Genomic DNA, 25,447 nt, shown 5'->3' on the forward strand with positions numbered 1-25,447 from the left:
AATAATAGAAAGTTTCAGGAATAAATGTGATCTTGAAGCTTCATTGATTAACAATTAGTAAGGAGCATACGAATGTGGATGATAGAACGAACAGATAAAATCTATGGTGTTGGTGGCGGTGTGAATTTGAGCTACTATACTGGAGAAACTTACCAAGTTCAAGGTGAAGTGTACGGAGTTTTCATAGATTGGAATAGACGAACAGAAGCTAAACCTTACACAAGTAAAAAACGTGCTGAGAATGCAATGAATGCTCTAAAAAAGAAAGTTGGTAATTGGGATCAGTTGGAAGTAGTTCCATTTCCTAAAAAGGATCACTAGATGGAATCGGAATGACTTAGTTCTAAAAGATACGTTGACAGGAAAAAACAAAGTACCCGAATTGAAATACAATTCAGGTACAATGGAAATATGAATGTTTTTTTTTTGAAAAAATTGTACCATGGATAGTAAAAAAAAAGGCTAGCGTTAACATATATCTCAAAAATGTAAGCGGGAGGGAGAAATATTGAGTTTTGTTTCAGCATTTATTTCAAAAGATTTTGCTTCTATAATGTCAGATGGACAAGTGACAGGAAACAATAAAAGGGCAGTACAAGAGGATTACAAGAAGATAATCAAGGTAAATAATTTTCTGGTTGGCTTTACAGGAAATGGTACAGCGCCTATTGAATTGATAAAAGCAGCAATTAAGGAAACAGGTGTTGTTATTGGGTTAGGTATTCTAAATAAAGAATTACTTCTAACGCTTATTGAAAAATGTCTTGATAAGTACAGGCAACATGCAATGGCGAGGATTAATATAGTTTTGGTTGGATTTAACAAAGGAACCCCCTTTATTAATACATTTAGTTTGGATAATTCAGAAATTTTTCAAGAGAAATTTGAATTAGCGGAAAGTAAATATAGACTTATTACGCTATGTCCATTTGATTACAAATTAGAAAATGGGAGCGAAGGATTCATATTTATGGAAAAAGTGGATGTTTTAGATGAAAAAGAAATGAATCTGGATAAAATCATAAAATTTCAACATGAAATGAATGATTTTGTTGCTGATAATTCGGATACAGTAAACAAACATGTGTTTTCGGAGTACGTCAAAAATGATCGTTCGGAATCTTAGAGAAAATTCTCCGGCAACAGTAGTGGATCTACCGAAATAATTTTTCTAAAAGTGAACGGTAAAAGTTCCTAAAGCTGAAAATCGTTCGGATTCTTAAAAACGATCATAACTGCATTTCTGTTTCTATGTAAGTAGTGCGACATTATCCGTTTCGATATATTTCACATTTCCATATTGGCTGTTGTAAACATCTTGTGCCATATTTCCAGTTCCTTTCTTAATTCGCATTATCGCCCTGAGCCGCAAAGGCGTATTATGCTTATCATGTAAGGATAGAAAAACTTTTGCCATCCCATTTAATAGTAATAATGTCGACATTTTTGATTTTAGGTTTTTTTCGCAACATTTCTTTTGAAAACAAATACATCAATGTTTTAATAGTAAAAGCATGAGTAACAATCAGGACGTTTGGATTATTCAAGTGAATAAAATTATCACCTGTATCTTTGAGAAAACTTTCCAATTTATCTGTAATCATCTGAAACGGTTCAACCATACCTGTTATGTCGGATTTATAAATAATCTCATGAACTTCCGGCAGACGGAAATTAAGTTCTGAAAAATCATTTTGTATCTGTAATTCATTCATCATACTGGAAATAAACTTGTTATTATTTTCTGCTTCCCAGCAGCCCAAACACCACTCACGGAGCCTTTTATCAGTAATAACTTGCAGTTCATTTTGCCCCTGTGCAGTTAATATGGTTTTTCCAGTCTGTAAAGCTCTGGATGTATCACTGGAAAATGCAGCCGAAAATTGGACATTTTTCAGTTGCAGTCCTAGTTGTGAGGCTGTTTGGATTCCTCTTTCAGTTAATGGGGAATCTACCCAACCTTGTGCTTTATGTAAATGGTTAAGTAATGTTTCCCCATGTCGAGTAACGTAGAAAGTAACTGTTGAATTCATGTTTTATCCTCCGAAATAGTCCTATGTAATCGCTTCACCTTATCGGCAATAGTCGAACCAAGAAATTAGTAACATTGTACCAGAACCACCCGCCCAGAACAACGCTAAAGTAAAAGCGTAACGGCGGGATGTGGATATTAGAAGGAGAATATAAACCTTTTGTTCTTCGACTTGGCGGTGTTGAAATAGAGCTGTCTTCAAATTCAACAGACTATGGATTTGTTCCGCTACTTCCATTAGGTGGAATAGAGAATGTAGAACACTTGGATGTTGTAAAACTAAAGGAACATGTCTTAATAAATTCTCAAATGTTTGGTAAGCTAGATTACAATATTTCTTTTGTGGACATTGACTTTACAAATGGACTGTTAATTGTAAAACACTCAAACAATACATGTAAAATTTTAGGTAAGAGAATGAAGCAATAAAAATAGCTTCAGAAAATAATTGGGCTTCTCAAAATGATCAGTAGTCTGAAATGCTGGAGTGATTCGAAATCAAAAGCAATTAATAGGAGGAGAAAAAATGGGAAGTAAGGAAAGAGTTCTTGTGAAATCTAAATTTAATTACTCAAAGTCGAAGTTAGTGAGTATAGGATTGGTAGGATTATTCATAATTTTTTGGCTAATGATCTCTTACGTTGCTATTACGAATATTCTAAATAGAGCGATTTTGATGGGGCTATATAACTATGAAGCGGCAATAGCGGTAGTATTCTTAATAATTAGTTATTTTGTCGGTACTTTCATTGGAAAAAAAGTCTACAGAAAACTTTTCTTAAAAGAGGTAAAAATAATTGATAATGGTAATGGTTTAACATTGATCATTAATGGAAACGAAAGACGTATAGATAAAAGCGAGATAGTTAAAATCGAAAGTGAAGTAACTGGAAATACAACTATTCATAGCAATGCTGTTGATGAAAAAACGAAACTGAGTATCTACTCAAGAAATGAGGCTTTTCATTTTTCTATTAATGAGAATGTTGAATCAGTAGAAAAGGTAGAGAGCTATTTCAATGATTGACACTTGAGACAACCATTCTCAAATGGAAGTAACCAGAGCGTTATAGGCTTCATGTTCTCAAAGCCGAAAAGATTGTCGCTCTTGAATCGTCAGCAACATATGATGATTTTACTAGTGAGAAATACAAAATATATCATGCTCATAGAAATATCGATGAAGAGTTAACCGAATTGAAAGCTGCTGAAGCAGTGTTCAGCACATTAACAAGTCTTGATGGATTATAAGTATCTTAAAGGTAAGAAACTTAGTAAGTAAAAGCAACTGGCAAGAATAGGAAATATGGTCGTTCCACAGGTAGGTACAGCACTTGCTAAGGCAATTTTACCAGAGCATTGTGTAGAGCTATTGAATAGAGACGTTGAAAAACAATCTGAAGCAGTATAGTGATCAAGAAGTATCAGTCAAATGACTGGTATTTTTTTGTCAAAAGTTCTTGATACGAATAGACAGCTAAATTAAACTATAAAAAAGGAGTGAATGACAAATGAGTAGTGTAGATTCAAATCTAACAGTTGCCGGAGCAGCTTCGCAAAAATTCAGCCAAGCGGCGAGTGCATTGAACAGAGCTTCTGTACCGGCAGCTAGTTCTGGGCAGACCAATGTCTCCGGCCAAAGCAATGCACAAAGCACAATTCAGCGGATTGGTGTTGTTGGTCAACAGATATCAGGAGCATTAACCAGAGATGGGAATAATATACACTCGGTTGCCGAAGAGTTCGCTGCAATCGATCAGAGATTAGGAAAGGGGTTCGATGGGTTATCAGTTCTATCTGGACCAGGTAATTTTTGATGGAGATCACAGCAGAAGAGGAACACGTCAATCAGCAGCTTTCCAAGGTGGAAATAAATCAAGAGCTGAACCGTAAACAGCAGTGGCGTTTAGAAGAGCTGGAGCAAGATTGCCAGAGCTTATCGATGCAACACGAGGACTTTCTTTCTATTATCCTTCAGACAACAGAGGATGAGGAACTACAACATTACTTTCTATCTGAAGAGGATGAGGTCAAGACTCTGCACAGACAAAATTTTATTGAAATAGAAAATGATCGCGAGGACTTAAAGCAGGAAGAAAAGCAATTATCTATAGCAGAAGATGAACTATTATGGGAAAGAAAACGCATTGTTATGAGTAAAGAGGATGAAAAGGAGAAAAGAGATGGGGCTTAGTTATTTTGTTGGTGAAGTTCAAGCACAGTCAAGCTCAGCCGTAAAACTGGCAAATGAGTATATTCAACATGCCGGCACACTGAAGGACAGTGTGAATCACTTTTTGAATGCACCACTATCAAGTAAAACGTATGATTCGGCTAGGAATTATTTTATGGCTGTGTATCCACCGTTATCGAATGCGTTGATCCTAGCCGGAGAGTCACTTAGTGAAGCCCATACAAATTATCCGGCCAAGTATCAGGAACTCGTTGGTGGCGGAGATACGGAGGAAGATCGACTGCTTGACCAAATACAGCAGGGAAAGCAACTAAGAGATTCGTATCTTGAAGTATTAGACAAACTAGAGAAGCCAAATCAACGGATGGAACAGGCATGCATGCGGGCACAGGCCAGCATTAACAAGCTGCAGGAGAGGCTAGAAGACTTTTATTTATTCAATAGTATTTCGCCTGCGCTGTTCTCTGATGCAGAAACTAATTTGGATAACTTGGAACGAGCAATAGCGGCGTTAAGTAAAGGTGGTGCTTGGAATCCTGTTTCTGGTACGTTTGATATGACAAAATTGGATATGACTTGGGTTAGACCAGTGAATGAGGCATGGAAGAGACGTCAAGATAAAAGAGATGCAACAACATTGGCAGAGGCGTTAAGTAGTGGAAATGTTAACTACGATGTAGAGGTCACTGTTGATGAATTCGGCAACCCAAGCTACTTTGTCTATAAAAATGGCAAGCTCGATTCAAAACTGACAACAGAACTGGCAGGCTTGATGGCGGAGTTCCGATTATCAGAGTATCAAAAGCTTCAGAATAGCCCGATAGGAAAAGTCTATACCCTTGTTACCAGTGCATTTTTTATAGTTGATGGCACGAAGTTTATTGTTAATGGATTGGTGAATTTAGGCAATGGCTTGGCTATTGGTTACGGAGTAAATGCAGCAACAGGAGAAGCGACACAACTGCTTGTTCGAGCAGATGGTGCGGTGATATCAGAAGCATTAGTCACTGTATCAGTAGGGATCTCAGAATTATTGACAGGAGTATCGATCAGTGCAATCAACTGGGGACAAACACCAAGCGATGGTGGTCCAAAAATTGTGTCGAAGATTGATGAGAATACGAGATTGAAAAAATGTGCAGAAGAAATGGGAAAGAATCAAAGTACACAAAGAGAAGCAGATCATTTGATTGAGCAATTAGCGAAAGGAAATACGAATCCTGGAAAAGGGAACAAAAACTTATTTAAGGATATATGTTATCTTAGGGGAGATAATGGAGCACGCGTATTTTTCCGAGAAGTGGATGGGGTAATCGAAATATTAGGAAAAGCAAACAAAGATAATGAAGATGTAGTAATAAAAATATTAATGGACTTGTATAAATAGAATAGTACTGGAGATATTATTATGAAAATAAAAGCAATTCGATATCCAACAACATTGGATAAAATTGAAGATATTACAAATGATAACATAGATGTATTTGTAGATTTAGAAGATGGGTTCACATGTACAATTGTTGTATCAACAGCTAAAAACATAGAAATGTACATGAAAGAAAATGGGTATTCGACACCTGGATGGGTTCAGCAATTGATTGTTGTTGAAAAATTAGAGGAAACTTTAATTAGAAAAGCAATCGAAGCATATGCTGAGGATGATGCATACTGGTTAAAAGTAACTTTTTTAGTAACAGGACTTGATAAAGAGTATCTGCAAGATAAAATGGAAAGAATTAATTTATCTAATCAAAAACTTCTTAACGGAGAGGTTTGATATTTCTAAGATTTCGAGCGCCTATGGGGAATTTGTATCGATAAAGAATTTTTTATTAGGATAGTAGAGGTTCCATAACAGTCATACGAAATTTTGCGATATATCTGAATATTCTAAGTAAATGGGGGAATAATTTAATGGAAGTAGCAAAAATTGAATACCCAACAGCCTTAGATAAAATTGAAGATTTAACGGATGATAATATAGATATTTTTGTTACATTGGATGATGGTTATACCTATACATTGGTAGTATCTACGCTAAAAAATGTAGGAACATTAATGAATGAAAAAAGATACTCTGAACCAGGCTGTGTACAACAATTGATTATTGTTGAAGAGCTGAGTGAAGAACTTATAAAAATTGCTGTTGAGGCATATGCTGAAGACGAAGATGGGATGTTTTTAAAAGTATCTAACTTGGCTACAGGATTTGAAATGAAAGAGTTGGATGCAGCACTTGAAAGAAGGCGTCTGATGCATAATGGTGGAGAAGTTGAATGAAAGTAGTAAACATTGAATATCTAACAACCTTGGATAAAATTGAAGATATAACAGATGATAATATAGATGTATTTGTAACATTAGATGACGGAAATAAGTACACATTAGTTGTGGCAACAGCAAAAAATATTGAAACGCGATTAAATGAAGCTGGGTATTCCAATCCTGGTTGGGTTCAACAACTAATCGTAGTTCGAGAGTTGGAAGAAACTTTAATCAAGAAGGCAATAGAAGATTATGCAGAAACTGATAATGGTCTATTTTTAAAAGTTTCGTTCTTAGCAACTATGTTCGAAATGAAAGAGCTAGATCAGGCACTTGAAAGACTAGATACTATTACAGTGATGACGACGATTAAATAATCGGCATTCATCCTGAAGAGATTCATGGGTTTGGAGAGCGGTTGATTGCTGAAGTGGGAGAAGAAAAGTTCAGTTATTATGTTAGATTATGTACTGAAAAATATGATAAAGGATAAATAGATAAGACTTGTATAATAAAATTCTAAAAGATCAGTAGAAAGGGAAACACTATGAATGGGAGTACAAAAGTTTTTTTGAAGGGGAAGTTTAAATATTCAAATTCAGTTTTTAATAAAACGTTAGTAAACATTTTTTCTTGGGTGGCCATTATTATTATTCTGTTTTTTGCAATAAAAATTATGAACGAATATGGAATTGTGATTAGTAATAGAACTGTAGCAGCTGTACTATTAGCGATCCATGTATCGATAGGACTTTACTTGACTGGGACAATCTATGAGAAAATATTTGAGAAGGATATTTTAATAACTGGACGGCCAAATGGAAATGGGTTAACAATCAGCATAAACAATAAGGTAACGACAGTTGATATGAACGAAATTGATAAAGTAAAGGTAAGTTTCTCGCATGAGGGCTACAGATCAAAATCGAAAAGTTCTAAGTTGGTTATTTACACAAGCACTGGAGTGTTTCATTTCACTACTGAAAGATTTGCTAAAGAATTTAACCGATTAGAAGAATATATAAATAAAGTTAAAAAAAGGTTGCTTCTCAAAAAGGATCAATAGCTGCGATGGGTGAGATAATTTGAAGCCAAATAAATATGATTAAGGAGTGATTTAAAATGAATAGAAAGAAAGTATTAATTGCATTAGAGAATGAAGAATTCGATGGTATAAGTCATGTTTATGAACCGTACAGTGGTTATAACAAACATGAAAGCTATCAACTCGAAATGAGTGTCCATGGAAGTACTATTGAGGTTGTAAAGGTATCAAGAGGTAAAACTTTTGATGGAAAAGAAAATGAAAGATATGAAGAAAGAAAAACAACTATCTATACTGGGGATAAGGCTATTGATTTTATTGAAAAGAGACCATACTATTTTTCTCAAATAAGGCCAGATCTGTTTTAATTTCACAATTACATGTAGGTGAACTTGTTTACTGGGGAACTAAAACAGGAAGAAAAGCAATTATCTATAGCAGAAGATGAACTATTATGGGAAAGAAAACGCATTGTTATGAGTAAAGAGGATGAAAAGGAGAAGAAAGATGGGGCTTAGTTATTTTGTTGGTGAAGTTCAGGCGCAATCAAGTGCGGCAGTAAACCTGGCCAATGAATATATTCAACATGCCGGCACACTGAAGGATAGTGTGAATTACTTTTTGAATGCACCACTATCAAGTAAAACGTATGATTCGGCTAGGAATTATTTTATGGTTGTGTATCCACCTTTATCGAATGCATTGATCCTAGCTGGAGAATCACTTAGTGAAGCCCATACAAAGTATCCGGCCAAGTATCAGGAACTCGTTGGTGGCGGAGATACAGAGGAAGATCGACTGCTTGACCAAATACAGCAAGGAAAGCAACTAAGAGATTCGTATCTTGAAGTATTAGACAAACTAGAGAAGCCAAATCAACGGATGGAACAGGCATGCATGCGGGCACAGGCTAGCATTGACAAGTTGCAGGAGAGATTAGATAAGTTTTATGAGTTTAATAGCCAGTCCGCTGGCGTATTTTCTGAAGCAGAAGCAAATATAGCAAACTTGGAGGCAGCGATTGCTGCTTTGGACAAAGGTGGCGCATGGAATGCTCCTTCCGGGACATTTGATATTTCTAAGTTGGATATGACTTGGGTAAAGTCAGTTCAAGAAAAATGGAAAGAACGAGAGAAAAATAAAGGAAAAAATGTACAATTAGAAGTCAAGGAAGGAAAAAATTCGTTAGGTGGGACAACATACGAAGTCTATACTAATGGAATTTTTGATGAAGATGCAACAATTGTATATAATGATCTCTTGAAAAGTGAGCTAGCTGATCTGTTAAAACAACGTATAGACGAAGATAAATTCAGTCAATTTGTTTCTTTTGTAGGGACAGTCGTTACTTTTAGTGGCGGTATAAAAAGAATCATAAGTGAGGTAGTTGGAATAGTAGGCAACAGGCTACTAGTCCGATTCAACGATAATTCTTATGGTACGCTTGCTATTTCTGGTAGTATAGCAATTGAAGGAAATACTGCTATAGTCGCTGATTCACTTACGTTAAAAGATTTTGTACAATTTTCTAATAATGGGAAAATAACTAGTAAGACTTTTGGTAAGCCGATAGAAGGTAGAGTTGATGGCAACAAATCGAAAATTAGGGTAGATGCAGAGCCAGATGGAAATAAAATTCAGATCCAGACTGGACACGGTAAAAAATCTCCTTTAGATTTTAGGATAAAGGTTGAAGAAATAACAGATCGTACCAGTATTTATAATCAGATACCTAGAAGTATAAAAAAAGGGATTAGTAAAGGAAAGCTTGATGAATTGGTAAATAACATTTATCGAGCATGGGTTTGGCTGAAAGCAAATTAGAGGTGAAAAATATGAGAATATATGTGGAAACAAATGGAAATAAGACATCGTGGGGATATCGCGAATTAGCTGAAAAAATGTGGTTTAAGGAGAAGAATGGAAAAGAATTAGAGATATCTCATGTTGGAAATGATGAAACATTGAAAAAAAATTTCTACTTAACATTATCTTTGGATAAATGGCTAAATGATAAAAGATGGGAAAAAGTTCGTTCACCACTTCAATTTCAGGAAATCGAACTAGAGTACCATAAAAGTGATAATATCATAGAAATAGTTTCAAAGCATATAGATATATTGACAGTAGATAAGCGAGCTATGTATATTTTGGCAATAGAGCTAGCAAAAGATTTAGGTGGGAGAATCAGTGATACAGATTTAGATAACTGGGAGTCTGTTGAGATTTTTGAGAATAAACATAAAGAGATATTATGCTTAACTTTTGATGAGGCAAGTAATTTAAGTTTAAGAGAAGTATCTTTAATAGAGGTACAAGAAGAACCATGGGATTGAAAACCCTATCGGAATTTCAAGTAATATATAAATAGGGACTAGGGACTCCTCTAGGACTTATTCAAGGCGTACCCTATGTAATCAAATTAAAAGAGTCGCTTGAATCGATATGATTTCAGCGACTTTTCTTCTATAAATTATAAAATGAGGTACCGCCAGAATTTTGACAATTTTGTATGATGCAAGTTACTAGACTAGAGAAACGCTGTTAATTCAATGTTTTTCTAATTTTCTTAATTGAACACAATCCATTTGTCTATGTTTTTCATGTGCAACAATCATTGAAACAGCAGAAAGCCAAAAACCAGTTGAAAATTTACTAGGCAGCTTAAAGATTTCCAATGATAAATACAATATTTCAAAAGTTATTACTGATGTGGTAAACATATCATACTATATTACTGTGAAAAATAATTCTGTGTAGGTACAGACAGTTTGACGGCAACTGCAGTCAACGGAACTATTCAATCTAAGACACTTAGTTGCACAAATAAAAGGGCTACTGCTGTCGTGAGATTAAAGCCAAGCACTTTAACAGTGACCAAAAATGTAATGGCTGGAATTGTTAACGACAAAATTAAAGTATCATAGTATCACTCAATGTATTCAACGCTTGTTTCATCGGGATTAAACCAAAGAGAGTAGTAGATAACAATTTTAATAACGCTTGTTGTTTAAAGTCTGTTATAGTACAATGTTTGCAATGTATTCATGTTTTATATGGTACATAAGGAAGTATTGATCAAAAAAGGAGAACAAAATGAAAAAAATTAGTATGGGGTTATTAGCAGTTGGAGTGCTTTTTTTCTTAGCAAGCTGCGGTTCAGAAGAAGCAATTGAAAAAATGGGGAGCGCCACAGAAGAAACAACAAGTGAAAGTGAAATCCTTTCAGTTTCAAGTGAGAGCTCAGAGGAAATCGGTGTAACAGAGGAGGATGTTCTTCAGAAAGTAATAGATCAGTCTTTTTCTGATGAAGAACAAGGCTATACTGTCACTGTTCAGGAAATGGTGACAAATATTCCCGGCAAGCGCGAAGGGGATAATTATGAAGGCGAACTCTTTGGTGTAGCGATTAAGGTACTAGTTGCAAGTACTGAAAAGAAATTATCAAGCAATTTTAGAGGCGATTTCAAACTTCAAGTAGGAAACGAAGTAGTTAAGCCCTTAAGCTATTTCTCTTATTTTTCTGAGTATGCTGAAGAGCAGGAATGGAAACAGCTGGATAGCTCAGTAAGATCCGGAGAAACAAAGGAAGGCTGGATAATTTTTGCTTTAAATATAGCGGAAATGGATACTCCTCTAACCTTTAGATGTGACCGTTCTGAAATACCAGTTACAGTCATTGGTGGAGATGACTATACAATTCCAGCTGAAGAATTTTCAATTGAGCTTAAATAGAAATAAAGTGACCAAATAACGATGAGGACCAATCATGACTATTGATTGGTCCTCATCGTTTGTATAAAGACTCATTGTATAGGAGGAGAAGCAGCGTAGACGATCCTCAAAAAAACTAAGCGAGATTCTAATCACAACAGCTAGTTCAGACGCATCCTGTCACCATTTAGTCAGTATAATGACGATGAAAAATGTCGAAAATCTGTTTGCTTCCGAATGGATTATTGGATATACTTTTACTTTACGATTAAGGAGGAGTATTAAGTAGATGAAAAAAACACAAAAATGGTTTGAGGAACACTATGTTAATGGTATAAAAAAGGAAATAGGGCATGATCCGGAATCACTAAATTTATCTGTGATGAATAACCCCAGCTCGCTTGGAAAAGTAGCGCTTTTTGGTGCACTGGCCAGCTTATCATTAAAAATGTACAATTTAAGTATTGAAGAAAATGGGCTACTTTTTATTCAGCGTAATGTGATGAACAATGAGCTTTTACCGGAAAAAAGTAATTTTATTTCCAATGATGAGATCGATACCATTCGATTTAAAAAAGATATCTTACAGGATAAATTGATCATTGTAAATAGAGATGGAAAAAAACTGCTGTTCAAAATCAACAAAAAAATTGCCCGTGTACCATGGCACAAAGAAAGTCTTGAAAAAGTGCAGCAAATCTATGGGTAACAGCGGTTTTGATAATCTTAAAAATGACTCTTGGTTATTTACCAGTGTCGTGTATTCATATATCAGCTTTTTCATTTCGTTGATCTATTTTTTGGAGATACCTGTATTGTGTCTGGTGATTCAACTGATAACGATTGGGATACTTTTGTACAGCAAATACAAGAGTCGAGAAAAATTTAGACTACCAATCTATGCGAGTCTGGGACTGAATATATTGCTGGCAGTGCTGGCGCTTCTAGTCGGATTGAAGTGATTCACTATACTGATTCGATAAGTTTGATAAGAATCAAATTGTAAAAAGGAGCCTAGTATGAAAAAAAGAAAAACAGGATTTTTGATTATTTTGTTAGGTTTTATAATTATTGGTGGTTGTGCCTACTTATTGTTGGGAAGAAACAGCTATGAATCATTTGTCGACATCATAAAAGAGATGGATGTATCTGCTGAACGTGAACAAGAAAATATCAAAAAGCTTGAGGCGTTTTCTAAGGAAAATGACTATGATTTTACAGCTGTGAATGAATCTGGTACGACTAAAGTAATGGTGGTTTCCAAAGATCACTTGCAAAATTTTCTGTACTCAGTGGATGAACAACGTTTATGGTTTAAGATAATGGCTCAAAGTGATCAAGCAGTTCCTGAAAAAGAAAAGCTTGAGAAGGTAACTGTAGGCGATTCGTTTGATAAAGTCATTGAAGAGCTAGGTGATCCAAATGGGATGAGCAAAGATAAGGATAACCTCACTATACTTTCTTGGGAGAATGATACTGAGAGAGTAGAGGTTCTCTTTAAGGAAAACCAAGTAACCGAAATCAGAGAAAATTGATACTCTTGATAAATAGGTTGTTGTCATATGTTGACTAGTCAAGGCAGTCGACCTGATTCCGAAATTTTCGGATTCAGGTCGATTTTCTATTAAAGTAAAATTTAGTGAAAGAGTAATGCGGATTGAGACTTGTTAATAAAAGGAGTCTAGTTGTGTAGCTAATTGTCTAAAGTTGTTTTTTCACTGTTTTCCTGTATAATTTAGGATTATTATGATGGAGAGAAGCTATGCGTTTAGATAAAGTTTTAGAACAACAGCAGATAGGATCTAGAAAGGCTGTCAGGCGTTTATTTCAGCGTGGGTTAGTCTGTGTTAATGGTCAAACAGTTAGAAACGAAGGCTTGAATGTTGAGCCGGCTTTTCATCAGATCGAAGTTGCTGGAAAAGAGCTCATATTTGCGGGTCATACTTATTTTATGATGAATAAGCCGCAAGGAGCTGTAACTGCGGTAAGTGACAGCGAGCATATGACAGTGATTGACCTGATCGAAGATGGGGAACGAACACCAAAGCTCTATCCGGTTGGCAGATTAGATCGTGATACGGAGGGCTTATTGCTGATAACGGATAATGGTCAGCTTGGTTACGAGCTTATGCATCCTAGTAAGAAAGTGACTAAGCGTTATGAAGTGGTTGTGAATGAAGCACTTCATTCACAAGACTGTCGACGATTCTCTGAGGGCATCACGTTTATTGGCGGGACACGGTGTCAGCCGGCAAAGCTGACGATCTTGTCGAGTTCGCCTAAAGAAAGCCGTGCATATCTGGATATAACGGAAGGAAAATTCCATCAGGTGAAAAAAATGTTCTTATCTGTAGGGAAGAAAGTAATTTTTTTAAAACGAATCAGCATGGGACCGCTGCAATTAACTCCTGAGCTGCTGCCGGGAGAGTATCGAAGGTTGAATCGTGATGAGCTGGAACTGCTTTTGCCTTACTTTGAAACAAAAAATAGAAATGAGTGAATCGTATGAAATTTAAAACACTATTATTCGATGTAGATGATACGTTATTGGATTTTCGAGCAACGGAAAAGCAAGCGTTGTATACGTTGTTTTCTGAAGAACAGCTGGAACTGACACAGGAAGTTGAGCAGCAGTATCAGCTGATCAACCGTAATCTCTGGAAGCAATTTGAATTAGGGAACATTAACAAAGAAACCATCAGTAATACTCGATTTAAAGTTCTATTTGAGCAGTTTGGCAAGAAGGTTGACGGAGAAGAAATGGGCTTGAAGTATCAGCAGTTTCTGAGCGAAGGACATGATCTGCTTGGAAACAGCCGTCAAATTCTGGAACAGTTGAAGCCGCACTATGACCTGTATGTTGTTACAAATGGAATTGCAAAAATTCAATACAAGCGGCTGGATGACTCCAAAATTCGTCCATTCTTCAATGATATTTTTGTCTCTGAGGAAATCGGGTATCAGAAGCCGATGAAGGAATACTTTGATTATGTATTCGAGCGTATCCCTGCATTTGAGCAGGAGAAAGCATTGATCATCGGAGATTCGTTGAACTCTGACATTGCCGGTGGGCAAAAAGCAGACATTCAAACTGTATGGCTGAATCCGTCAAAACAGGAGAAGAGCTCAGGCATCGAGCCGACATATGAAATCCGACAATTGGACGAGCTGTTTACTATATTGAACGTGGATGCTTGATAAAGGACAAGAAGAAGCAGTAACTGATAGATGATACTGTACGAAAAAGGACATCGCAAGGCTTTGTGAGCCGAAGTGATGTCTTTTTTGTTTGGTACAGGGCTATAGATCGATACTTAGGCGAACCATATCATTGAGAACAATGCCGTTGTCGATGATCTCTTCGTCATAATGACGAACAAAAAAGTCTCGATCGATCCATGTCATGCGAAAGCCGCATTTTTGATACAGGTGGAGCTGCTCATAGCCGGTACTTCCAGTACCGACTTCCATTGTTTTGATTCCTTGCTCTTTTGCAAATTCAAAAGCAAAGGCTATCAGTTTTTGCGCATAACCTTTCCCACGAGAATCCTCACGTACTGCGATGTTAACGAGTTCAAATGTATCAGGGCGTGTCGGGATCAGCACCATAATACCCACTGTTTCAGGATCAGTCAGGGCAAATACGTGTCCTCTTTGTGTGTAATCATCTACAAGTTTTTTTGAAGGATCGGCATCAAGTAAAAGTTCATAATGTGCTTCTTCTAACTGTGTAATAGAGGTGATTTTCATAATAGTATCTCCTTTAATTTATTTTCCATAAAGAAAAATTTCAATTTTCAGTGGCATTCTTCTCACTTTTTATTATAATAGATAAGGATGACAATGGCTATTTGCTGAAAAAGAAAGAGGTTTATTTGCATGAAAAACAATCGACCGATAATCATTGGGGTAACTGGTGGCTCTGGTAGCGGGAAAACAAGCGTCAGCCGAGCGATTTTCAATCATTTTCCCAATCACTCGATCATGATGCTGGAACAGGACTCTTACTATAAAGATCAAAGTCATTTGAGCTTTGAGGAAAGACTGACGACCAACTATGATCATCCCTTTGCTTTTGATACAGATCTGCTGATCGAGCATCTGAAGCAGCTGTTGAAATATGAAGCAATTGAGAAGCCTGTTTATGATTATGTGGAGCATACGAGAAGTTCCGATATTATCGTGCAGGAACCTAAAGAAGTGATCATTCTTGAAGGAATATTGATCTTGGAAGATCCTCGTTTACGTGAACTGATGGATATAAAATTATATGTGGATACAGATGATGATATCCGCATTATTCGACGAATTAAGAGAGATATGGAAGAACGCGGTCGTACACTTGATTCTGTGATTGAACAATATCTGACAGTGGTCAAGCCTATGTATAATCAATTCATCGAGCCTACCAAGCGATATGCGGATGTTATCGTGCCTGAGGGTGGAGAAAATCATGTAGCCATTGATTTGATCACGACAAAGGTCAAGAGTATCTTAGAATGATTTAGTATTGCGCGGCTGATCAAGAGGATTGAGCATAGAGGACAAGCTGGTTGGTGGACCTTGAGCGTCAGCTAGATATAGCAAAACGATAAGATCAAATAGAAAAAGGCAGACGATTTTTGGAAAAAATTCGTCTGCCTTTTTCAGTTCGTATTTAATTCTCTTCTTCATGAGATTTGTTGTGAAGATCATTGATGACTTCAAGTGCCTTAATAAAATCTTTCCGCAAAATCGCCCATTTATCATACTTTTGCATAGAAAAATTGAAATCATCTGTAGAATCGCCTTTTATGATTCTAAAAGAAAATCTTTTGTTGTGTGTACAGAGAAAATTGAACGTAAATGACTCATCTTTTTCAGCATAATCAAAAGAACATTCTTCAACATAATCCAACGCTGCGGCTTTTTTTGAAAGTATTGAGCACCTTTCCATTAAGTAAGTCAGTTCGGATTTGTTAAATGGTCGATTAGGTGAAATCTTGATTGAGTATATATTCATGCATAGCTCCTTCTATTCTAAATATTCGCATTTCTAAACCTATCATCCCCTGATGCATATGAAGAATCACACACCTACTTAATTTTATCATATGTCTTGACAGATTTCTAATGAACTTGACGAAAAACAGCAGAAGCCGGATTTTTGCCCAAAAAGTGCAAAGGAATCTCGAATAGAAGAAAGAGCGAGATTTCTAGATATTTTGTCAGCTATTTTGATGTGAATTATCAAATTTTTGCATTTTCCATTAAAATGTTGAAAAATATTGCTGTATGAATCATGTTATAATTTGTAAAAAGATTTTTTCTTGAAAAGGGGGGATAGAAAAAATGATGCGAAGGGGAGAAATATTTTACGCCAATCTTTCGCCGGTTATTGGATCTGAACAGGGAGGGATTCGTCCAGTTTTGATCATTCAAAACAACAAAGGGAATTTATTCAGTCCCACATTGATTGTTGCGCCTATTACAAGGAATATTCGGAAAAAGATGCAGCCGACACAAGTGAAAGTCAATATTCCTCATGAGGAAGAAATGACCCCCTCATTGGTTCTTTTAGAACAAATTCGTACGTTGGATAAGGAACGGATGCTGCAGAAAATCTGTAAGCTTCAGGACTGTGATATGGAAAAGGTCAATCAGGCGTTGAAGGTCAGTATAGGAATTCGATAGGCTAGTTTAGCTAAATACATAAGAATGACAGTAAGTTGGAATCGCTGTAAGAAGTCAATTTTTGCAGCGCTATTCATGTGAGGTTACTGCAATCGATGGCCGAGATCGTCTGATCTCGGCTTTTTATTGCAGAATTTTTTATGTAAAACAGTTGGATAAGTGCAGACCATTGACTAAAAAGGAAAAAGAGATAGACTTATTGAGCTGCACGTATCTAGACACATCTTCTGCCAAAGAGATACTCACTACTTCATAGCTTCGATAGTAGTCAAACTGATTAAGAAGTATATAGAAGCGTTTTTGGGTTTCAAGAATAGTTATTTCAAGGTATAGTAGAACATAGAAAGATACAGGAGGGATCTAGGTGGAAAAGGTTCGTTACGGCATTTTAAGTACGGCACAGATCGTGCCTCGATTTGTGAAGGGGATACGTGAAAGTGCAGTTGGTGAAGCTGCAGCAATCGCTTCAAGAGAGCTGGAAAAGGCGGAGAAGATGGCCGCTGATTTAGACATACCGCAGGCATATGGCAGTTATGAAGCGCTTTGTAGGGATGAATCATTAGATATTATTTATATTGCTACATACAATAAAGGACATTACGAGGCGGCAAAGTTAGCGCTAAAGCATAAGAAGCATGTTCTTTTGGAGAAACCATTTACATTAAAGTCTGCAGAGGCAGAGGAATTGTTCGACTTAGCAAAGAAAAATAATTGTTTTTTGATGGAGGCGCAAAAGGCTGTTTTTTTACCAATTACACTAAAGGTAAAAAAAGCAATCGAGCAGGGGAAAATCGGCAAGGTACGCCATATTCGTTCTGTTACTGCTTATCCGAATATCGATCATTTGAAATGGTTTCATTCTCTTGACGCAGGAGGCGGAGTCCTTCACAGCTCTGGAAGCTATCCATTAGAGTATATCCAGTTTATTTTGGGAGAATCACCAATTGGTTATGCCGGACATTCCTCGATGGAAAAAGGCAGGAGTGACGATCAATTCGAACTTTCTTTAAAATTTCCTGAACAGATACTGGCTAGTGTTTTTATTACAGTGCAGCTGGATATCCCTAGTGAAATGGTTATTTATGGAGAAACGGGGAAAATAGTCATCCCTTATTTTTGGAAAACGGATCATGCCGCAATTTATTCTAATGACGGGCGTGAGGAGCAGCTGACGAGTACCATCAGTAGTGAGTTCGCTTTTGAAGTTGATCATGTCAATCAATGCTTGGCTGACGGCCTGTTGGAAAGTCCGCTGATGACGGAAAAAATAACGGTTGATACAGTGAAGCTAGTTGAAAATATGTATGGTCGATGGCTATAAAATAAAAAAATTTTAAGCTTGTTTGTATTATTGACTGAACTGTGATAAAGTATGTCTCATGCGACGAGTTGACTCAACCAGATGATCTTTTGATTGTTCCGATTTTATCGGCTAGTGGTTGGTTGATGCAGAGGCACCGATGTTTAGTCATCAACTACCGCATTGTAGTTGTGCCGGATGAAGTTTTTGTGGAGAAAATTCATCTGCTTATAGCAATATGAGTACTGCGTAAAAAAGAAGATGAAAGTCTTCTTTTTTTTTGCAATAGAAAGAAGCAACTATCCTGAAACTGAGTTAAGTGCAATCCCTTCTTTTGATAAAGCTTCAAAGAAGTTTGCACTTAATTTTTATTGAAAAGCCTTAAATATAAGGGGTTTTCGAAAGGAATTTGTTTTTATAGATAGAAAACAGATGACTTCTTTTGTGTTTGATAGAAAAAATTCTGGATAAGGTTGCACTTACAAAAGTGCAACTTTTTTGTGTTGTTACTTGTGAAAAATCGAGCTATAGTTGCAGTTGTAAGGGGAAGAAATGAAGGTGAGTAGAAGATGTCACTGCACTTATCAAAACGAGAGATAAATATTTTACTGATGCTTTTGGACTTGGAAAACAGCATCACGACGAAGGAATTAGCCGAGGCTTTTAGTGTAAGTGTAAGAACAATCAAATATGATTTGGAAAATGTTCGTGCATGGTTTCAGGAACGGAATATCAGCTTACAGACAAGACGAAACAAAGGCGTTTGGCTGGAGCTGCCGGATTCTGAAAGGTTGACGCTGAAAAATGAAATTCTGGAGGTCGATCGCTTTGAAACATATCCGGATCAGGAGTTGAGAATGAATCAATTGATTTTTCATCTGATTCTTTCAAAGGATCATTTGACTTCTCAGGAGCTGGCCGATGAACTTCAAGTCAGTCGGAATACGATTTTAAAGGATCTGGATCGACTAGAGGAATTCATTCAGCGATATGAGCTTCAGCTGGATCGGCAAAGTCGTAGAGGTTTCTTTATCCATGGGGAAGAGAGCAAAATCCGTCTATTGATGGAATATATCAGCCAGAAAGAGATTACTGAATATGATATCTATCAAATCATGAGTCACTTTGTTCAGGCGGGGAACCATAAGAGGATGATCGACGTTCATGTAGGAGGGAATACGATTTTTCAGGAGATCTATCAGGTTTCACTGAATGAGATGACCAAGCTCCTTGATCCTTCTTTATTGGATCAGTTCAATTATGCAGAAATTCTCTCTATTACGCTCAGAGTTTCAATTGCTACATCACGGATGCAGCTGCAGCACACAATGAATGGCTACAAGATTTTACCCAATCAAGAGGAGCTGATGAAGAAGCAGGAGCTGCCGTTTCTTTTGATGAACAGAGTCTTTGAGCATTATGAGCTGCCGCTTTTAGCAGACGAGTACTTCTATATTTACAGTGATGTGTTCGTGACGAACAGTCACCAGGATATAGCAGAACTGACAGAAGAACTGATTCGCGATGTATCTGAGGAAATCAGTTTTCCTTTTTATCGGGATCGACAGTTGTTCACAAATTTATTCGCTCATTTATCCTTACGGTTGACAAAGAAACATCTATTCATCAACGAATACAATCCTTTTGTCGATGATATCAAAGCAAAGTATCCGCAGCTGTTTGATGCAATCAAGCATGCCAGCAGTCGAGATATTGAAAATGCGGCGTTGTTTATTAATGACTCATTTATTGCCTATATTGCCTTGCATTTTCTTGTTGCCTATGAGAAAAACCAGCATGAAATCAATGTTGTTCGAATTGTTTATGTCTGTTCAACAGGCCTTGGTGTAACCAGCCTGATCGAGCAGAAAATTCTCGAAGAAGTTTCCAATGTTGAAATTGCCGGTTTTGCTTCAGTGCTGAATGCGACCGATATTATTGAAGAAAAGAACCCTGATCTTGTTCTCAGTATTTTTCCTATAGAGGTGTTGAACCGACCGTTTATCAAGGTTAATCCTCTGCCGACTGAGAGTGATATCCAGCAGATTCAGGAAGAGGTCAATAAAATATTGACCAGTGTTCGTGACGGCAGTATTCCAAGGCTGGTACCACGTCAGCCATTAAAGGAAAACAGAGGGCTGGAAGCGGAAAGCAGAGACATTCTGGTTCGGTCCTATGTGATCTACGAGGAGCTGCTGAAGGCTTTTGCCGAAAAGTTGAATGATGGATACAAAGAGGCTTTCTTACTCCATGTAATGCTGATGGTCCACCGGATCATTTTCGATGGTCAGTATGAAAATGAAGGGAATATTGTAAAAGAGACCCTGATGGCTCAACAAAAACTGGTAGAGCAGATCGAGCGAATTTTTGCCAAGAACAATCTGACGGTCAATCAGGCAGAAATCACAGCTTTATTGAATTACATCAGAGAGGAGTGAGAATATGAATTTAACCGAAGACGCAAAGAAAATCATCAATGAATCTGAGAACCGTGAGGAGCTGGAGGCTTCAATCGCAAAAACAGAAGAACTTTTAAAAGCAGCAGCCATTGTACCGACTGAGCTGCAATGGACGATTCTGATCAACCATGTCAATGAAATGATCAAACGCTCGAAGGCGAATGAAAAGATGGCGGGTGTCGATCCGGAAATGTTTGATGAGGTATCGAAGGATGCCTTGTCGATCGCTGATGAGCTGGTGAAGCACATTGGCAATCTGCCGACTGACGAAATGTATGTACTATCCATACACTTTGAGGCTGCCAAGCAAAACGCAGCTGAATAAATAAAAACAAACTAGGAGGAAGAAACCATGATAACAGTAGTAATCGCAGATCGTTTAGGAAAAGGACAAAATGTAGCAAAAGGTGTAGAAGCAGCGGGCGGACGTGCCGTTGTTGTTCCGGGCATGGGCGCAGATATGCGTTTAGGCGATGTGATGCAGCAGGAAAATGCAGATATGGGGATTTCATTCTGTGGAAGCGGCGGAGCAGGTGCTTTGACAGCAGCGAATAAATACGGCTATCCGGAACGTCATGGTATGCGTTCTGTTGAAGAAGGAATCACAGCGATCAACGATGGAAAAACTGTATTAGGCTTTGGTTTTATGGATCAAGAAGAACTAGGCAAACGCCTGACAGAAGCATTTGTTAAAAAACATGGTGAATAGAAGAGGTTGTGATAGAAGTGTTTAGCCCTGAGAAATAAAAAGGACAATTTAAAAAAAGGTTCTCATATTTTTAACATTGTTCGGTTTATTTCCGACTGAGCTGCTTCTAGAACACCATTTATTGGGATTTGTGTGATTAACATGGTCTCACAAACCCAACAAAGAGGGGCATTGTTCTTGTGGTTAGGCAATACTAATTGTGTCTACGAGTCTCACGATTCTCGACACAAAGCATTAAGCCTAGACCGCTTGGACATCGGACCTCCAGAATAAAAGAACAGCAAAACAAAGAATCAAAGCTGTTCTCACAAACCCAACAAGGAGGGCCATTATTCTTGCCAAGTATCTTGGCTTAGAAATAAGGGACACCGGACCTCCAAAATAAAAGAACAGCAAAGCAAAGAATCAAAGCTGTTCTCACAAAAATAACAAGGAGGGCCATTATTTTTGCCAAGTATCTTGGCATAGAAATAAGGGACACCGGACCTCCAAAATAAAAGAACAGCAAAGCAAAGAATCAAAGCTGTTCTCACAAAAATAACAAGGAGGGCCATTATTCTTGCCAAGTGTCTTGGCTTAGAAATAAGGGACACCGGACCTCCAGAATAAAAGAACAGCAGAGCAAAGAATCAAAGCTGTTCTCACAAAAATAACAAGGAGGAAGAACTGTGAGTGCAACGAAAAGGACATCTCAGATCGTGAAGGTTTCAGGAAAAGGGGAAAATAAGGCGGCGGCATTTGCTAGTGCGTTAAGCAATGTATCAAAAAAGGTTCTGAAGGAATCAACGGATGTATTGCTGAGAATCGAACCTAAGGACGTGGAAATCCTTTCAGCGGTAGAGAAGAATTACACTGAGCGCTTCCTGTTCTTCTTCTTTCCTAGAAAACGCACGACCTATGAAGTGGAGTTAAGTGTTGAAGTGGAAATCAGCTTGATCGAAATGGCAGACGTGCCATTTAAACAAGTAGATGCACAAGATCCAAACGGGGTTTCTGTTCCATTTACAACAAAAAAAATCTAAGTAATAAACAGCTGTAGCAAGTAAAATGTATCGAAAAAATGTACACACAAAAAGAAATAAGGAGGAAAAAGCGAGTGGACTTAATTGTTATTCTATTTAAATCAGTTATTATTGGCGGACTACTTGGTTTTGCAGCCGGTGTCGGAGCAGCAAGAATGTTCCATGCACCTCAAACACAAGGGTTAGGTGCTTTTAGAACATTAGGGGAAATGAATGCAGCAGAGGGAGATCCAGCATCACATTTCTCATTTGGTCTGGGTTTCTTCTTCAACGCGTGGGCTTCTGCAGTAGGGGCAGGTGCTTTCACACAGGATGTGACACACCGAATCATTCCTAACTGGGCAGCAGCAGCTTTGCTGGTCAAGGATAAAGATGTAACAAAAACGATGCATGATCCTAAAAAAATGGGGATCGCCGGAGCTATTGCCGGTATCATCACAGTTGGTTTCTTAAACAGTACAGCCGCAGCGATTCCTGAGTCTCTTCAGGTTACAGCAGTAGCAGTACTGGTTCCGGCAGCAACGATTTTGATCAACACAGTTATGCCTGTATTGTTCTGGTTAGCTGCCTTGGATGCAGGGAAACGTACTGGATTCTGGGGAACATTATTTGGCGGACTATCTCAATTAGTAATGGGTAATGCCGTTCCCGGTGTTGTTCTGGGTATCTTGATTGGTAAAGGTGTCGATGAATTAGGCTGGACTCGTATGACAAAAGGTATGATGGCAGCAATTATTCTACTGTTCGTATTCAGCGGATTCTTCCGTGGATTCGACATGCAGCTGATCGAAAGCTTCAAGATGACTGTACCGAACTGGTTGAACAATCTGCATGATGTGTTCACAGTGAAATAAGCCTAGAGCAGAAGGAGGAGCAAAATTATGGATGAAAAAGAAAAAACAGAATGGTCACAAGATGAAATAGAAATTCAAGAAGCGTTAAAAGCAAAAAGCTTCTGGTATGCTGACTGTTCTTTCCCGATTATCGTTGGATTGATGGCAGCAGCAGTCTTTGCAGGAACACATATGTATGTCGTTCATGGTGTAGGAGCATTTAATGAAGTGTCAATCGTTGCCATGCTGAAAGCTGGTTTAGATGGCGGTTCATATGGTGCAGCAGCGGCATTCGGTGCAAGCTTCCTGTTTGCACGTATCTTAGAAGGATCATTGGTAGGGATTTTGGACTTGGGCGGATCTATTCTGACAGGTCTGGGTATCGGTGTACCTGCAATCTTGCTAAGTATGAATATTGACGCACCAATCAAAAACTTCCCACTGGCATTATTGACAGGAGCTGTTTTAGGACTGATGGTTGGCGGCGTGATCATCTTGATTCGTAAGTTTACAATCAATCAAGGAAATTCAACTTTCGGTGCTGACATCATGATGGGTGCCGGAAATGCGGCTGGCCGTTTCTTAGGTCCGCTGATCATTCTAAGTGCAGCAAGTGCTTCTATTCCAATCGGAATTGGTTCAACAATTGGTGCAATGATTTTCTACGCATGGAAAAAACCAATTGCAGGTGGAGCAATCCTTGGTGCAATGATTTTCGGAGCTTTCTTCCCAGTTGAACTGACACAATAATTAGTGCAAAACCCGTTTTTCTTATATGTGGAAATCCGTTTACATTATAATGTTATCGTGGTATTATGTACTCGAACTAGTTATAATATTATAATCTTTGAACGGAGGAAACAGGATGAACGGGTTTGTATTATGGATGGAGCAGCATTTGATGCCGACAGCGAATAAGTTTGGTTCGCAGCGTCACATGGTTGCTATCCGTAAAGGGTTAATCGCAACAATGCCGCTGACAATTGTCGGCTCTTTCTTCACAGTGTTTCAAAATATTCCAATTGAGGCGTACACGGAGTTTATTGCACCGTATCTGCCGGTACTGGATATTCCATCAAGGTATACGATGGGAATTTTAGCATTATATGCTACTTATGGAATTGCTACTTCATTGGCAAAAAGCTATAAGCTGGATTCATTGAGCTGCGGGCTTTTGGCACTGATGGCTTTTCTGGTTACAGCTGCACCGCCTACACGGGTATTTGAAGATATCGATGGGGTGATCAATGCAGGGCGCTATATCAATTTAGCTAACTTGGGGTCGGCTTCATTGTTTGGTGCAATCGTCACAGCAATACTTTCTGTAGAAATCTATCGCTTCTTTGTTGAAAAGAACGTGACAATCAAAATGCCGGAGGGTGTACCACCAGAAGTATCAAACTCTTTTGTGGCATTGATTCCAGGTGCAGTGATCCTGATGCTGTTCTGGGCATTGCGTCATATTGTTGGTTTCGATTTGAACGGCTTCCTAAGTACGATCTTGATGCCGCTAAAAGGAGTGCTTGCCGGAAACAGTCTGTTTGGCGGCTTGCTGACAGTGTTCCTGATTTGTTTCTTCTGGGTATTGGGGATTCACGGTCCGGCAATCATGGGACCAGTCATTCGTCCTTTCTGGGATATGTCAATTGCGGAAAACGTTGATGCTTTTACCAACGGGGTAGATGCCAACAGCTTGCCGAACATTTTCACTGAGCAGTTTCTGCAATGGTTCATCTGGATTGGTGGTGCTGGAACGACTTTGGCGCTGGTTGTACTAATGATGTTTTCCAAATCAGAATATTTGAAGAGCTTAGGTCGTTTGTCCTTCCTGCCGGGATTATTTAATATCAATGAGCCGGTTATTTTCGGGACACCGATCGTTATGAACCCGATTTTGGGTATACCATTTATCATAGCACCTCTTATAACAACAACTTTATCTTACTTCCTAACTGTGACTAACGTCGTACCAATGATGATGGCACGTCTTGGATTTGCATTCCCGGCACCAATTGCTGCCTGGATGAGTACCAACTGGAGTATCATGGCAGGCTTGCTTGTTATTGTGAACTTTGCGATCACTCTGGCGATCTACTATCCATTCTTTAAAGTCTATGAGAAACAGCAGTTGGATAAAGAAGCAGAAGAACTTGCTTCAAAAGAGTCTGTGGAAGCGTAACAAGTAATTGAATGCAGGAGGG

At 38.0% G+C, this 25,447-nt stretch carries 33 protein-coding genes; 30 read left to right on the forward strand and 3 right to left on the reverse strand.

Annotated features, from left to right (window positions below):
• The first annotated feature begins 72 nt into the window (after positions 1 to 72).
• Both I6N96_RS10850 and I6N96_RS10855 read left to right on the forward strand, forming a co-directional pair.
• A complete protein-coding gene (locus I6N96_RS10850; RefSeq protein ID WP_209557564.1) occupies positions 73 to 321 on the forward strand; it encodes a hypothetical protein in 249 nt (82 codons plus the stop codon).
• 187 nt (positions 322 to 508) lie between these two features.
• Entirely contained in the window at positions 509 to 1,126 is a 618-nt protein-coding gene (locus I6N96_RS10855) for a hypothetical protein (protein ID WP_209557565.1), read from the forward strand.
• Between the two features lie 262 nt (positions 1,127 to 1,388).
• Here the strand turns inward: I6N96_RS10855 and I6N96_RS10860 are convergent, their stop codons facing one another.
• Complete coding sequence (locus I6N96_RS10860) at positions 1,389 to 2,033, reverse strand: histidine phosphatase family protein (RefSeq protein ID WP_209557566.1); 645 nt, start codon at positions 2,031 to 2,033, stop codon at positions 1,389 to 1,391.
• 128 nt (positions 2,034 to 2,161) lie between these two features.
• Here I6N96_RS10860 and I6N96_RS10865 point away from each other — a divergent pair, with 128 nt between their 5' ends.
• The 18 genes from I6N96_RS10865 to I6N96_RS10950 all read left to right on the forward strand — a co-directional run bounded on the left by I6N96_RS10865 (position 2,162) and on the right by I6N96_RS10950 (position 14,448).
• A complete protein-coding gene (locus tag I6N96_RS10865; RefSeq protein ID WP_209557567.1) occupies positions 2,162 to 2,461 on the forward strand; it encodes a T6SS immunity protein Tdi1 domain-containing protein in 300 nt (99 codons plus the stop codon).
• 97 nt (positions 2,462 to 2,558) lie between these two features.
• Positions 2,559 to 3,059, forward strand: coding sequence for a hypothetical protein (locus tag I6N96_RS10870; RefSeq protein ID WP_209557568.1), 501 nt, complete (start codon positions 2,559 to 2,561; stop codon positions 3,057 to 3,059).
• Positions 3,060 to 3,543: 484 nt separating this feature from the next.
• Positions 3,544 to 3,849, forward strand: a complete 306-nt coding sequence (locus I6N96_RS10875; RefSeq protein ID WP_209557569.1) for a TIGR04197 family type VII secretion effector — start codon at positions 3,544 to 3,546, stop codon at positions 3,847 to 3,849.
• Positions 3,849 to 4,226, forward strand: coding sequence for a DUF3958 family protein (locus I6N96_RS10880; RefSeq protein WP_209557570.1), 378 nt, complete (start codon positions 3,849 to 3,851; stop codon positions 4,224 to 4,226). The genes I6N96_RS10875 and I6N96_RS10880 overlap by 1 nt, the downstream gene beginning before the upstream one ends.
• Complete coding sequence (locus I6N96_RS10885) at positions 4,216 to 5,613, forward strand: hypothetical protein (protein ID WP_209557571.1); 1,398 nt, start codon at positions 4,216 to 4,218, stop codon at positions 5,611 to 5,613. The genes I6N96_RS10880 and I6N96_RS10885 overlap by 11 nt, the downstream gene beginning before the upstream one ends.
• A gap of 21 nt (positions 5,614 to 5,634) precedes the next feature.
• The gene (locus I6N96_RS10890; RefSeq protein ID WP_209557572.1) at positions 5,635 to 6,003 is read left to right on the forward strand and encodes a hypothetical protein; all 369 of its coding nucleotides are present in this window, start codon (positions 5,635 to 5,637) and stop codon (positions 6,001 to 6,003) included.
• Positions 6,004 to 6,140: 137 nt separating this feature from the next.
• Positions 6,141 to 6,506 (forward strand): hypothetical protein, encoded by a 366-nt coding sequence (locus tag I6N96_RS10895; RefSeq protein ID WP_209557573.1) that lies wholly within the window; start codon positions 6,141 to 6,143, stop codon positions 6,504 to 6,506.
• Positions 6,503 to 6,868, forward strand: coding sequence for a hypothetical protein (locus I6N96_RS10900; RefSeq protein WP_209557574.1), 366 nt, complete (start codon positions 6,503 to 6,505; stop codon positions 6,866 to 6,868). The genes I6N96_RS10895 and I6N96_RS10900 overlap by 4 nt, the downstream gene beginning before the upstream one ends.
• Before the next feature lie 170 nt (positions 6,869 to 7,038).
• A complete protein-coding gene (locus I6N96_RS10905; protein ID WP_209557575.1) occupies positions 7,039 to 7,557 on the forward strand; it encodes a hypothetical protein in 519 nt (172 codons plus the stop codon).
• Positions 7,558 to 7,613: 56 nt separating this feature from the next.
• Complete coding sequence (locus I6N96_RS10910; protein WP_209557576.1) at positions 7,614 to 7,904, forward strand: hypothetical protein; 291 nt, start codon at positions 7,614 to 7,616, stop codon at positions 7,902 to 7,904.
• A 139-nt stretch (positions 7,905 to 8,043) separates the two neighbouring features.
• Positions 8,044 to 9,360: a hypothetical protein gene (locus I6N96_RS10915; protein ID WP_209557577.1), complete on the forward strand. Its 1,317-nt coding sequence runs from the start codon at positions 8,044 to 8,046 to the stop codon at positions 9,358 to 9,360.
• Positions 9,361 to 9,383: 23 nt separating this feature from the next.
• Complete coding sequence (locus I6N96_RS10920) at positions 9,384 to 9,872, forward strand: hypothetical protein (RefSeq protein ID WP_209557578.1); 489 nt, start codon at positions 9,384 to 9,386, stop codon at positions 9,870 to 9,872.
• Between the two features lie 760 nt (positions 9,873 to 10,632).
• Complete coding sequence (locus I6N96_RS10925; protein WP_209557579.1) at positions 10,633 to 11,271, forward strand: hypothetical protein; 639 nt, start codon at positions 10,633 to 10,635, stop codon at positions 11,269 to 11,271.
• A gap of 268 nt (positions 11,272 to 11,539) precedes the next feature.
• Complete coding sequence (locus I6N96_RS10930; RefSeq protein WP_209557580.1) at positions 11,540 to 11,959, forward strand: hypothetical protein; 420 nt, start codon at positions 11,540 to 11,542, stop codon at positions 11,957 to 11,959.
• Positions 11,952 to 12,212, forward strand: a complete 261-nt coding sequence (locus tag I6N96_RS10935; protein WP_209557581.1) for a hypothetical protein — start codon at positions 11,952 to 11,954, stop codon at positions 12,210 to 12,212. The genes I6N96_RS10930 and I6N96_RS10935 overlap by 8 nt, the downstream gene beginning before the upstream one ends.
• Positions 12,213 to 12,269: 57 nt before the next feature.
• Entirely contained in the window at positions 12,270 to 12,785 is a 516-nt protein-coding gene (locus tag I6N96_RS10940; RefSeq protein WP_209557582.1) for a hypothetical protein, read from the forward strand.
• Positions 12,786 to 13,012: 227 nt separating this feature from the next.
• Positions 13,013 to 13,750: a pseudouridine synthase gene (locus I6N96_RS10945; protein ID WP_209557583.1), complete on the forward strand. Its 738-nt coding sequence runs from the start codon at positions 13,013 to 13,015 to the stop codon at positions 13,748 to 13,750.
• A gap of 5 nt (positions 13,751 to 13,755) precedes the next feature.
• Positions 13,756 to 14,448 carry a YjjG family noncanonical pyrimidine nucleotidase gene (locus tag I6N96_RS10950; RefSeq protein WP_209557584.1) on the forward strand — a complete coding sequence of 231 codons (693 nt, stop codon included), beginning with the start codon at positions 13,756 to 13,758 and terminating at the stop codon, positions 14,446 to 14,448.
• Positions 14,449 to 14,550: 102 nt separating this feature from the next.
• On the opposite strand, the gene I6N96_RS10955 is transcribed toward I6N96_RS10950, so the two are convergent.
• Positions 14,551 to 15,000 (reverse strand): GNAT family N-acetyltransferase, encoded by a 450-nt coding sequence (locus I6N96_RS10955; protein ID WP_209557585.1) that lies wholly within the window; start codon positions 14,998 to 15,000, stop codon positions 14,551 to 14,553.
• A gap of 129 nt (positions 15,001 to 15,129) precedes the next feature.
• Between I6N96_RS10955 and udk the strand changes: the two genes are divergently transcribed.
• Positions 15,130 to 15,753, forward strand: coding sequence for a uridine kinase (gene udk, locus I6N96_RS10960; RefSeq protein ID WP_209557586.1), 624 nt, complete (start codon positions 15,130 to 15,132; stop codon positions 15,751 to 15,753).
• A gap of 154 nt (positions 15,754 to 15,907) precedes the next feature.
• Here udk and I6N96_RS10965 read toward each other — a convergent pair whose 3' ends face one another.
• Complete coding sequence (locus I6N96_RS10965; RefSeq protein WP_209557587.1) at positions 15,908 to 16,252, reverse strand: hypothetical protein; 345 nt, start codon at positions 16,250 to 16,252, stop codon at positions 15,908 to 15,910.
• A 329-nt stretch (positions 16,253 to 16,581) separates the two neighbouring features.
• Here I6N96_RS10965 and I6N96_RS10970 point away from each other — a divergent pair, with 329 nt between their 5' ends.
• The 9 genes from I6N96_RS10970 (at position 16,582) to I6N96_RS11010 (ending at position 25,425) form a co-directional block, all read left to right on the forward strand.
• The gene (locus I6N96_RS10970) at positions 16,582 to 16,923 is read left to right on the forward strand and encodes a type II toxin-antitoxin system PemK/MazF family toxin (RefSeq protein ID WP_209557588.1); all 342 of its coding nucleotides are present in this window, start codon (positions 16,582 to 16,584) and stop codon (positions 16,921 to 16,923) included.
• A 364-nt stretch (positions 16,924 to 17,287) separates the two neighbouring features.
• Positions 17,288 to 18,244, forward strand: coding sequence for a Gfo/Idh/MocA family protein (locus I6N96_RS10975; RefSeq protein WP_209557589.1), 957 nt, complete (start codon positions 17,288 to 17,290; stop codon positions 18,242 to 18,244).
• 548 nt (positions 18,245 to 18,792) lie between these two features.
• Positions 18,793 to 20,661, forward strand: coding sequence for a BglG family transcription antiterminator (locus tag I6N96_RS10980; RefSeq protein WP_209557590.1), 1,869 nt, complete (start codon positions 18,793 to 18,795; stop codon positions 20,659 to 20,661).
• Between the two features lie 4 nt (positions 20,662 to 20,665).
• Positions 20,666 to 21,007 (forward strand): PRD domain-containing protein, encoded by a 342-nt coding sequence (locus I6N96_RS10985; RefSeq protein ID WP_209557591.1) that lies wholly within the window; start codon positions 20,666 to 20,668, stop codon positions 21,005 to 21,007.
• A 27-nt stretch (positions 21,008 to 21,034) separates the two neighbouring features.
• Positions 21,035 to 21,391, forward strand: a complete 357-nt coding sequence (locus tag I6N96_RS10990; protein ID WP_086350006.1) for a glycine-rich SFCGS family protein — start codon at positions 21,035 to 21,037, stop codon at positions 21,389 to 21,391.
• 668 nt (positions 21,392 to 22,059) lie between these two features.
• Positions 22,060 to 22,413, forward strand: coding sequence for a DUF4312 family protein (locus I6N96_RS10995; RefSeq protein WP_209557592.1), 354 nt, complete (start codon positions 22,060 to 22,062; stop codon positions 22,411 to 22,413).
• A 38-nt stretch (positions 22,414 to 22,451) separates the two neighbouring features.
• Positions 22,452 to 23,267 (forward strand): DUF4311 domain-containing protein, encoded by an 816-nt coding sequence (locus I6N96_RS11000; RefSeq protein WP_245186935.1) that lies wholly within the window; start codon positions 22,452 to 22,454, stop codon positions 23,265 to 23,267.
• Between the two features lie 27 nt (positions 23,268 to 23,294).
• Complete coding sequence (locus I6N96_RS11005; protein ID WP_209557594.1) at positions 23,295 to 23,996, forward strand: DUF4310 family protein; 702 nt, start codon at positions 23,295 to 23,297, stop codon at positions 23,994 to 23,996.
• A gap of 115 nt (positions 23,997 to 24,111) precedes the next feature.
• Positions 24,112 to 25,425 carry a PTS sugar transporter subunit IIC gene (locus I6N96_RS11010; RefSeq protein ID WP_209557595.1) on the forward strand — a complete coding sequence of 438 codons (1,314 nt, stop codon included), beginning with the start codon at positions 24,112 to 24,114 and terminating at the stop codon, positions 25,423 to 25,425.
• Positions 25,426 to 25,447 lie beyond the last annotated feature (22 nt).

The organism is Enterococcus larvae (assembly GCF_017830045.1).
GTDB classification, from domain to species: domain Bacteria; phylum Bacillota; class Bacilli; order Lactobacillales; family Enterococcaceae; genus Enterococcus_L; species Enterococcus_L larvae.